Source organism: Propionivibrio sp., from assembly GCF_017995515.1.
Classification (GTDB): domain Bacteria; phylum Pseudomonadota; class Gammaproteobacteria; order Burkholderiales; family Rhodocyclaceae; genus Propionivibrio.
In genome coordinates, this window is record NZ_JAGOIT010000096.1 from 4,434 (window position 1) to 12,253 (window position 7,820).

At 64.2% G+C, this 7,820-nt stretch carries 7 protein-coding genes; 5 read left to right on the forward strand and 2 right to left on the reverse strand.

The genetic code is table 11. From position 1 onward, the window contains the following. From KBA32_RS13825 to KBA32_RS13835, 3 genes are all read left to right on the forward strand, one after another. Nucleotides 1-1,960, forward strand: a 1,960-nt coding sequence (locus KBA32_RS13825) for a DUF3400 domain-containing protein (RefSeq protein ID WP_294359887.1), incomplete at its 5' end; no start/stop codon positions are given. A 463-nt stretch (nt 1,961-2,423) separates the two neighbouring features. After that, nucleotides 2,424-2,888, forward strand: a complete 465-nt coding sequence (locus KBA32_RS13830) for an HIT family protein (RefSeq protein ID WP_294359890.1) — start codon at nt 2,424-2,426, stop codon at nt 2,886-2,888. Next, nucleotides 2,885-4,498: a hypothetical protein gene (locus tag KBA32_RS13835; RefSeq protein WP_294359893.1), complete on the forward strand. Its 1,614-nt coding sequence runs from the start codon at nt 2,885-2,887 to the stop codon at nt 4,496-4,498. The genes KBA32_RS13830 and KBA32_RS13835 overlap by 4 nt, the downstream gene beginning before the upstream one ends. A gap of 12 nt (nt 4,499-4,510) precedes the next feature. Here the strand turns inward: KBA32_RS13835 and phoR are convergent, their stop codons facing one another. Both phoR and phoB read right to left on the reverse strand, forming a co-directional pair. Further along, nucleotides 4,511-5,806 (reverse strand): phosphate regulon sensor histidine kinase PhoR, encoded by a 1,296-nt coding sequence (phoR, locus tag KBA32_RS13840; protein ID WP_294359905.1) that lies wholly within the window; start codon nt 5,804-5,806, stop codon nt 4,511-4,513. Between the two features lie 37 nt (nt 5,807-5,843). Then, on the reverse strand, nt 5,844-6,536 hold the full coding sequence (phoB, locus tag KBA32_RS13845) for a phosphate regulon transcriptional regulator PhoB (protein ID WP_294359896.1): 693 nt from the start codon (nt 6,534-6,536) through the stop codon (nt 5,844-5,846). Nucleotides 6,537-6,695: 159 nt separating this feature from the next. Here phoB and KBA32_RS13850 point away from each other — a divergent pair, with 159 nt between their 5' ends. Then, entirely contained in the window at nt 6,696-7,124 is a 429-nt protein-coding gene (locus tag KBA32_RS13850; protein ID WP_294359900.1) for a DUF971 domain-containing protein, read from the forward strand. Nucleotides 7,125-7,152: 28 nt separating this feature from the next. Then, a partial coding sequence (gene ubiE, locus KBA32_RS13855) for a bifunctional demethylmenaquinone methyltransferase/2-methoxy-6-polyprenyl-1,4-benzoquinol methylase UbiE (protein ID WP_294359902.1) occupies nt 7,153-7,820 on the forward strand: 668 nt, incomplete at its 3' end.

Consider the following 7,820-nt stretch of genomic DNA (forward strand, 5'->3'; position numbering starts at 1 on the left):
CCTCTTCCACCGCGTGCAGGATCATTCGGTGCGCGTGTCGTGGAAGACTGAACTCAAGCCGCAGCTCGACGACGTCTTCGCCGGCAACGTCTTCCGCCTGGTGCGCGAGCGCATCGAGGCGATCCACGGCGAGACGCTGCGCGGCCGCGTCTTCGTCGCCATGCACATGCACGCCGGCGACGGCAACGTGCACACCAACATTCCGGTCAATTCGGACAACTACGCGATGCTGCAGACCGCCTACGCGGCGGTCACACGCGTCATGGCGCTGGCGCGTTCGCTTGACGGCGTCATCTCGGGCGAACACGGGATCGGCATCACCAAGCTCGAGTTCCTCAGCGAAGACGAGATCCGGCCGTTCCGCGAGTACAAGGCAAAGATCGACCCGGACGGCCACTTCAACAAGGGCAAACTGATAGCCGGCGCCGATCTGGCCAACGCCTACACGCCGTCCTTCTCGCTGCTCGGCACCGAGTCGCTGATCATGGAGCAGTCCGAGATCGGCGACATCTCGACAATGGTCAAGGACTGCCTGCGCTGCGGCAAGTGCAAGCCGGTGTGCTCGACGCACGTGCCGCGCGCCAACCTGCTCTACTCGCCACGCAACAAGATCCTCGCCACCTCGCTGCTGATCGAGGCTTTCCTCTACGAGGAGCAGACGCGACGCGGCATCTCGCTGATGCACTTCGACGAGTTCAACGACGTCGCCGACCACTGCACGATCTGCCACAAGTGCGTCAATCCGTGCCCGGTCGACATCGACTTCGGCAACGTCTCGATCCGCATGCGCAACTTCCTGCGTGAGCAGGGCAAGAAGAAGGTCGTGCCGGCCAAGGCTGCGGCGATGGCCTTCCTGACGATGAAGGACGCCGCGTCGATCCGCACCATGCGCGCGCTGATGGTCGGCTGGGGCTACAAGGGCCAGCGCCTGGCCCACCGCGTCGCCAAGGCGTTGGGGCTCATCCAGCGGCAGACGAAGCAGCCACCGGCGACGCTCGGCCAGCCGCCGAAAATCTCGCCGCTGATTCGCTCGCAGGTCATCCACTTCATCAACAAGCCGATGCCCGGCGGCCTGCCCAAGCGCACCTCGCGCGCGCTGCTCGACATCGAGGACGAAAAGATCGTCCCGGTGATCCGCGATCCGAAGAAGGTGAGTGCCGACGACTACGACGGCGACGCCGTCTTCTACTTCCCCGGCTGCGGCTCGGAGCGGCTGTTCTCGCAAGTGGGCCTGGCGACGCAGGCGATGCTCTATCACGTCGGCGCGCAAACGGTGCTGCCGCCCGGCTATCTCTGCTGCGGCTACCCGCAGATCGCCGCCGGCGAAGCGGATCAGGGCCAGAAGATCACCACCGACAACCGCGTGCTCTTCCACCGCGTCGCCAACACGCTGAACTACCTCGACATCAACACGGTGATCGTCTCCTGCGGCACCTGCATGGATCAACTGCTGAGGTACCAGTTCGAGAAGATCTTCCCCGGCTGCCGCCTGCTCGACATCCACGAGTACCTGCTGGAGAAGGGCGTGAAGCTCGACGGCGTCACCGGCACGCGCTTCATGTACCACGAGCCCTGCCACGCGCCGATGAAGACGCAGGCCGGCATCAAGGTCGCCAACGCGCTGATGGGCCAGCCGGTCGAGCTCTCCGACCGCTGCTGCGGCGAATCGGGCACGCTCGCCGTCACCCGCCCCGATGTGTCGACGCAGGTGCGCTTCCGCAAGCAGGAGGAGATCGAGAAGGGCGCCGCCAGGCTGCGCGCCGACGGCTTCCAGGGCGACGTCAAGTTGCTGACCTCCTGCCCGTCGTGCCTTCAAGGGCTGTCGCGCTACAACGACGACGCCGGCACCGACGCCGACTACATCGTCGTCGAGATGGCGCGGCGTCTGCTCGGCGAGAACTGGATGAAGGACTACGTCGAGAAGGCGAACAACGGCGGAATCGAACGCGTGCTGCTTTGATCCTGGAATCCTCAGAGTCTGTGAAAAAACTCAAAACCCGCCACAGAGACGCAGAGGCACAGAGGAAACGCAGAAAAAAAACACCGTTGCCAAAGGTTTTCGCTGCAAAAACTCTGCGTCTCTGCGTCTCTGTGACTCTGTGGCAGGCGTTTCGGCATGTATTCAAAACCTCTCAGTTGAATTACGAAACCGCCCATCCTTCGATCGTTCGACAGGCTCACGGCTCAGGACGAGCGGTTTTTTCTTGAGCGTACCGGCAGGATCACACCTCCGTTCGCCCTGAGCAGCCTGCGCAGCGGGCGTGTCGAAGGGTATGACGCGCGGCAACCAAGGATTCCGGGTTGATACACACAATCGCCGATCCGTGACTTAGTTCCTTGTATTCATTGGTCTATCTGGCAGACTTCAGGCGTAGTCAGCAGTTTCGTTCCGCGCAAGGCGGACCTTGCCTGGAGCCCGGATGATGAATGACTCAAGCCGTACCTGCGAACTGTGCGCCTCGACCGGAGGTGAATGCCTCTGGCAGAACACGCTCTGCCGGATCGTCAGCGTCGGCGACCCCGATTACCCCGGCTTCTGCCGCGTCATCCTCAACCGGCACGCCGCCGAGATGAGCGATCTGCCGAGCGAAGAGCAGCAGGAACTGATGCGCATCGTTTTCACCGTCGAAACCGTCGTACGCGACGTCGTCAAGCCCGACAAGATCAATCTGGCGAGCCTCGGCAACATGGTCCCGCACGTGCATTGGCACGTCATTCCGCGTTGGCGAGAGGATCGCTGTTTCCCGAATCCGATCTGGGCGCCCGCGCAAAGACCAGCGGCGACAAATCCGGCCGCCAACGATCCGGCCCGTACCGGGAGGCTTCGCGAAGAACTCGCCAGGCGACTCGGGCCACCAGAGACACTTGCGAACGGAGGTCAATCATGAACGCCGTGACCAACATCACCTTCGCCATCCCGGACTTCCAGACCGGGAGCGAAATCATCGCCCGCCTGCCGATGGCCAATCCGGCGCAGGCAGCGAACGATCTGGTACGCCTGCTCGACAGCCTGGTCGCCATCCCGCCGGACAGCGAGACGTATTTCCGCCTGCTCGAACACGCCCGCCTGCCGATCGCCTTCGTCACCGAAGATCTTGCCAAACGCTACCTGCACAAGCCGCTACCGCTCGGAGATGTCGAGGAAGACCTGTTTCAGCAGGTCACCACCCTCTGGCGCAAGGCCGCGCGCGCCTACGCGCATTGTGCCGAACGCGACTCACCCGACGATCATGGCCCGGCCCACGCACAACGCGTGGCGACGACGCTGCACCGCTGCATCCAGAATACGGGCATGACCATCGTCGAGCACCTGCGTGCGCGCCGCGAACTCCCCTGGGGGTTATGGCTCGACCTGCACGGCTACTACGCGAGCGCCGAGGAGTGGGAGATCGCAATGCTAACGATCAACGACCCGCTCGAACCGTTGGGTCGCAGCACGCACATCCAGGCGGCCTACGTCAGTTTCCTCCTCTGCGACATGGCGGGATGCTACAGCCTGTCGCTGCGCGACCAGGCGCTCATGCGGCGCTGGGCGACCTATTGGGCGCCACTCGTCAGCCTGCGCAAGGCGCACGCTGGCGAAGCGCTGCCGCAGTTCGTCATCGACCTGATGCACGACGCCGCGCTGCGCCCCATCGCTGACTGCCTGCAGACCGAGCATCTGCGCTGCCTCGACACCAGCCGCCTGGCGCTGCAGATGACGCAGATCCGGCAACAACTCCGGCAGCGCACCCCGCCGGCACAACTCGGGCTCGGCGAGGATTGCTCGGCCGGCCAGTGCAATCGCCTGCTCGAAACGCTCTCTCGCCCGTGGTCGCAGGCGCGCGCGCCGAGGAAATTCCGCCGCCACGCCACCTCGGGTGCATCGCAACTATGCACGAGCTTCGAGGACATGCACTTCCACATTTCCGGCAAGGAGTTCGAGCAACCGGAGAACGTGCGGACCTATTCCCGGCGCGAATACGAAAGCCTGTTCGCCTTCCGCCATCAGGTCGATCCGACGCAGGTGCTGCAGGTGCGCAAGGAGCAATACGCGCGCGGACTCGATACCTGGGAGGTCGTCAACCAGTCGGCCAACGGTTTCCGCCTGGTGCGCAGCACGTCGGGCCGAAAGATGACGCACGGGCAACTGATCGCGCTGTGCCCGCACGACGGCGACCACTTCCTGCTGGCGCAGAACACCTGGCTGATGCAGGAGAAAGAGGGCGGCCTGATCGCCGGCGTGCGCGCCCTGCCCGGTCTGCCGCTCGCCATCGCCGCGCGCTCGATCGCCGAGGAAGGCGAGACGCTGTGGGAATTCAGCAGCAACTACCAGCGCGCCTTCCTGCTGCCGGCGATTCCCGCGGTCAATGCCGAGCAGTCGCTGGTGCTGCCGCAGGGCTGGTTCCGCCGAGGGCGAATCATCGAGCTGTATACCGACGGGGCGTGGCAGGTCCGCCTGACGCGCGTACTCGACTCGGGCCCCGACTTCGACCGGGTGACCTTCGAGATCTGCTGACCTGCTGGCGGCCTACCCGGCCACCAGCACCGTCGCCGGAAAGCGCGCAGTAAAGCGGCTGCCCTTGCCCGGCTCGCTCTCGATGTCGAGGGTCGCGTGATGCCGGGTCAGCACATGCTTGACGATGGCGAGGCCAAGGCCGGTGCCGCCCGTTTCGCGCGAACGGCTGCGATCGACACGGTAAAAGCGCTCGGTCAGGCGCGGCAGATGCGGCGGCGCGATGCCTATCCCGGTGTCGATAACGACGAATTCGGCGGAACCTTCGCGCCGCCGCCACACGAGGTCTATCTTGCCGTCCTGCGGCGTGTAGCGCACGGCGTTGCCGGCGAGGTTGCCAAAGGCGCTGCGCAACTCGTTGGCGCAGCCGCGAATGACGGACGGCTCGTCCACCGTGAGCGTGATTTCATGCCGCCCTGCCGACAAGGCCTGCGCGTCAGCCAGGATGCTCTGTAGCATCGGCGCGATCTCCACCCGCTCTTCGATCGGCGCCGAACTGCCGGTCTCGAGCGAGGACAGCGTAAGCAGGTCTTCGATCAAACGCTGCATGCGCGCGTTCTGCTCGCAGATCAGCTTCAGGTAGTGCGCGACTTCGGCTTCGCTGCACGCCGCGTAGTCGTCGGCGAGCATTTCGGAGAAGCCGGCGACGACGGTGAGTGGCGTCTTGAGTTCGTGCGAAACGTTGGCGATGAAGTCGCGGCGCATCGTCTCCATGCGCTCAAGCTGGCTGATATCGCGCGAGACGAGGAGGTTCTGGTCTTCGCCATAGGGGATGATCTGCAGCAACAGCGTTAGACCTTCGACGCGTCCGCCGCGGTAGATCAGCGGCTCTTCGTAGTTGCCGCCGTCGAGATACGCGACGAAATCGGGATGGCGGATCAGGTTGGTCAGCGCCTGCCCGCGATCGCTCGCCGCCGACAGCGCGAAATGCACTTCGGCACGCTCGTTGATCCAGTCGATGTGGCGGTGCCGGTCGAAGGCGATCACGCCGTCCGGCAGCGCCTGGAAAGCGCGCATGAAACGGTCGAGCGTCTCGGAAAGCGCGTTCTGCTGCCCGAGACGGACGCGCACACGACGGTGCAGCCCGGCAAAGGCGATCTCCCAGGCACCGCGCCCGCGCGGCAGCGGCGCGTTGAGCGGACCTTCGAGCCAGTCCATCAACTGACGCAAGTGATAGAGATGCCAGCAAAGCATGACGAGCAACCCGCCGGCCAGGGCGCACAAACCCCAGTTGATGCCAAAGCCCAGCGCGATCGGCGCGGCGATCAGGCAGGCGAGGGCCAGCGACCACCAGAGGGTACGTTCCCACACCGTATTCAAGCGCACCGCTCCAATCGGGCCGCGTTGCTCATTCAGACTGAGCAGAGAAACGGTAACCCGTGCCGCGCACCGTCTGGATCAGGCGATCATGGCCGGTTGCCTCAAGCGAAGCGCGCAGGCGGCGGATATGTACATCGACGGTGCGCTCCTCGACGAAGATATGGTCACCCCACACCTGGTCGAGCAGCTGCGCGCGCGTATGCACGCGCTCGATGTGGGTCATGAAGAAGTGCAGGAGGCGGAACTCGGTCGGCCCGAGGTCGATCGGCTTGCCGTTGCCGGTCACGCGATGCGTCACCGGATCGATGCGCAGGCCCTCGACGTCGACACAATCCTCGGTCATCTGCGGCGCCCGTCGGCGCAGCACCGCCTTGATCCGCGCCTGCAGTTCGCGCGGCGAGAACGGCTTGGTCAGGTAATCGTCGGCACCGGCTTCGAGACCGGAAACCTTGTCGTGCTCCTCGCTGCGCGCGGTGAGCATGATGATCGGCAAGTCACGCGTGCGCTCGTCGCCGCGCAACCGCCGGGCGTACTGGATGCCGCTCATGCCGGGGAGCATCCAGTCGAGCAGGACGACGTCGGGCAAGGTCTCATTGACCAGGCGCACCGCGTCTTCCGCTGTATCCGCGCGCAGCGTCCGATGTCCGGCATGTTGCAGACTCGCAGCGATCAACTCCTGAATCGACGGTTCGTCTTCAACGACGAGGATGGTGGCTGGCATCGGTTTTTCGCTCTCTGAAATTGCGTGCCCGAAGTCTATTAAGGATGGATTACAGATTGATGACAGCGCAGGCGCGAAAGCGTGCCGGCGCTTCGCCTCGCGGGCTGACGCGCGGAGTTTGCGCTATGATAGCGCGTTCACCAAAGAGCAAAGGTTGACATGGCTGGCCTGAATTCCGACACCCCGATTCCCACCGAGATCAAACTGCACCAGAAGTCGCGGATTCTCGAGCTAGCGTTTGAGAACGGCGAACGCTTTGAGCTCAGCTACGAGTTCCTGCGCGTATTCACGCCGTCTGCCGAAGCACGCGGGCACGCACCGGGTCAGGAGACCCTGCAGGTCGGCAAGCGCGATGTCGAGATTCTCGGCATCGAACCGGTCGGCAACTACGCGATCAAACCGGTGTTCTCGGATGGCCACGACAGCGGTCTCTTTTCGTGGGACATGCTGCACACGCTGTGCATCCATCGCGACGAGCTTTGGCAGGCGTATCTCGATCGCCTCGCGGAAGCCGGCGCCAGCCGCGATCCGGGCGAATGTCCGCCGCCACCGGCGAAGCCGACGCCGTCCTGCGCCGTCAAGCGCTGATCCAGACCGTTCTTTTCGAGCCTGAACGATGAATCCTGAAAGCAAGACCCACTTCGGCTTCGAGCAGGTCGCCGAAGCCGAAAAAGCCCGCCGAGTCGCCGAGGTTTTCGACTCCGTCGCCCATCGCTACGACATCATGAACGACCTGATGTCGGGCGGCATGCATCGCCTGTGGAAGTCATTCACCATCGCCCGCAGCGGCGTGCGTGAAGGCTCGCGCGTGCTTGACGTGGCCGGGGGCACGGGCGACCTCTCGCTCGCCTTCGCGCGCAAGGTGGGCAAGACCGGGCAGGTCTGGCTGACCGACATCAACAACGCGATGCTGACGCACGGCCGCGACCGCCTCTGCGACAAGGGCTTCCTGCTGCCCGTCGCCCAGTGCGACGCCGAGAAGCTTCCCTTCCCCGACGACTACTTCGACTGCGTGACCGTCGCCTTCGGCCTGCGCAACATGACGCACAAGGACTTGGCACTCGCCGAAATGCGCCGCGTGCTGCGCCCCGGCGGTCGTCTGCTCGTTCTCGAGTTCTCGCAGATCTGGAAACCGCTGGCACCGGTCTACGATCTCTATTCGTTCAAGGTAATCCCGCGCATCGGCGAAATCATCACCAAGGACGCCGACAGCTACCGCTATCTCGCCGAGTCAATCCGCGTCCATCCCGATCAGGAAACGCTGAAAGGCATGATGGAGAACGC

Coding starts and splice junctions, on each gene's coding strand:
- phoB (WP_294359896.1), bottom strand. CDS start 6,536: ATGCCAGCCACCATCCTCGTCGTTGAAGACGAACCGTCGATTCAGGAG.
- KBA32_RS13835 (WP_294359893.1), top strand. CDS start 2,885: ATGAACGCCGTGACCAACATCACCTTCGCCATCCCGGACTTCCAGACC.
- KBA32_RS13850 (WP_294359900.1), top strand. CDS start 6,696: ATGGCTGGCCTGAATTCCGACACCCCGATTCCCACCGAGATCAAACTG.
- KBA32_RS13830 (WP_294359890.1), top strand. CDS start 2,424: ATGAATGACTCAAGCCGTACCTGCGAACTGTGCGCCTCGACCGGAGGT.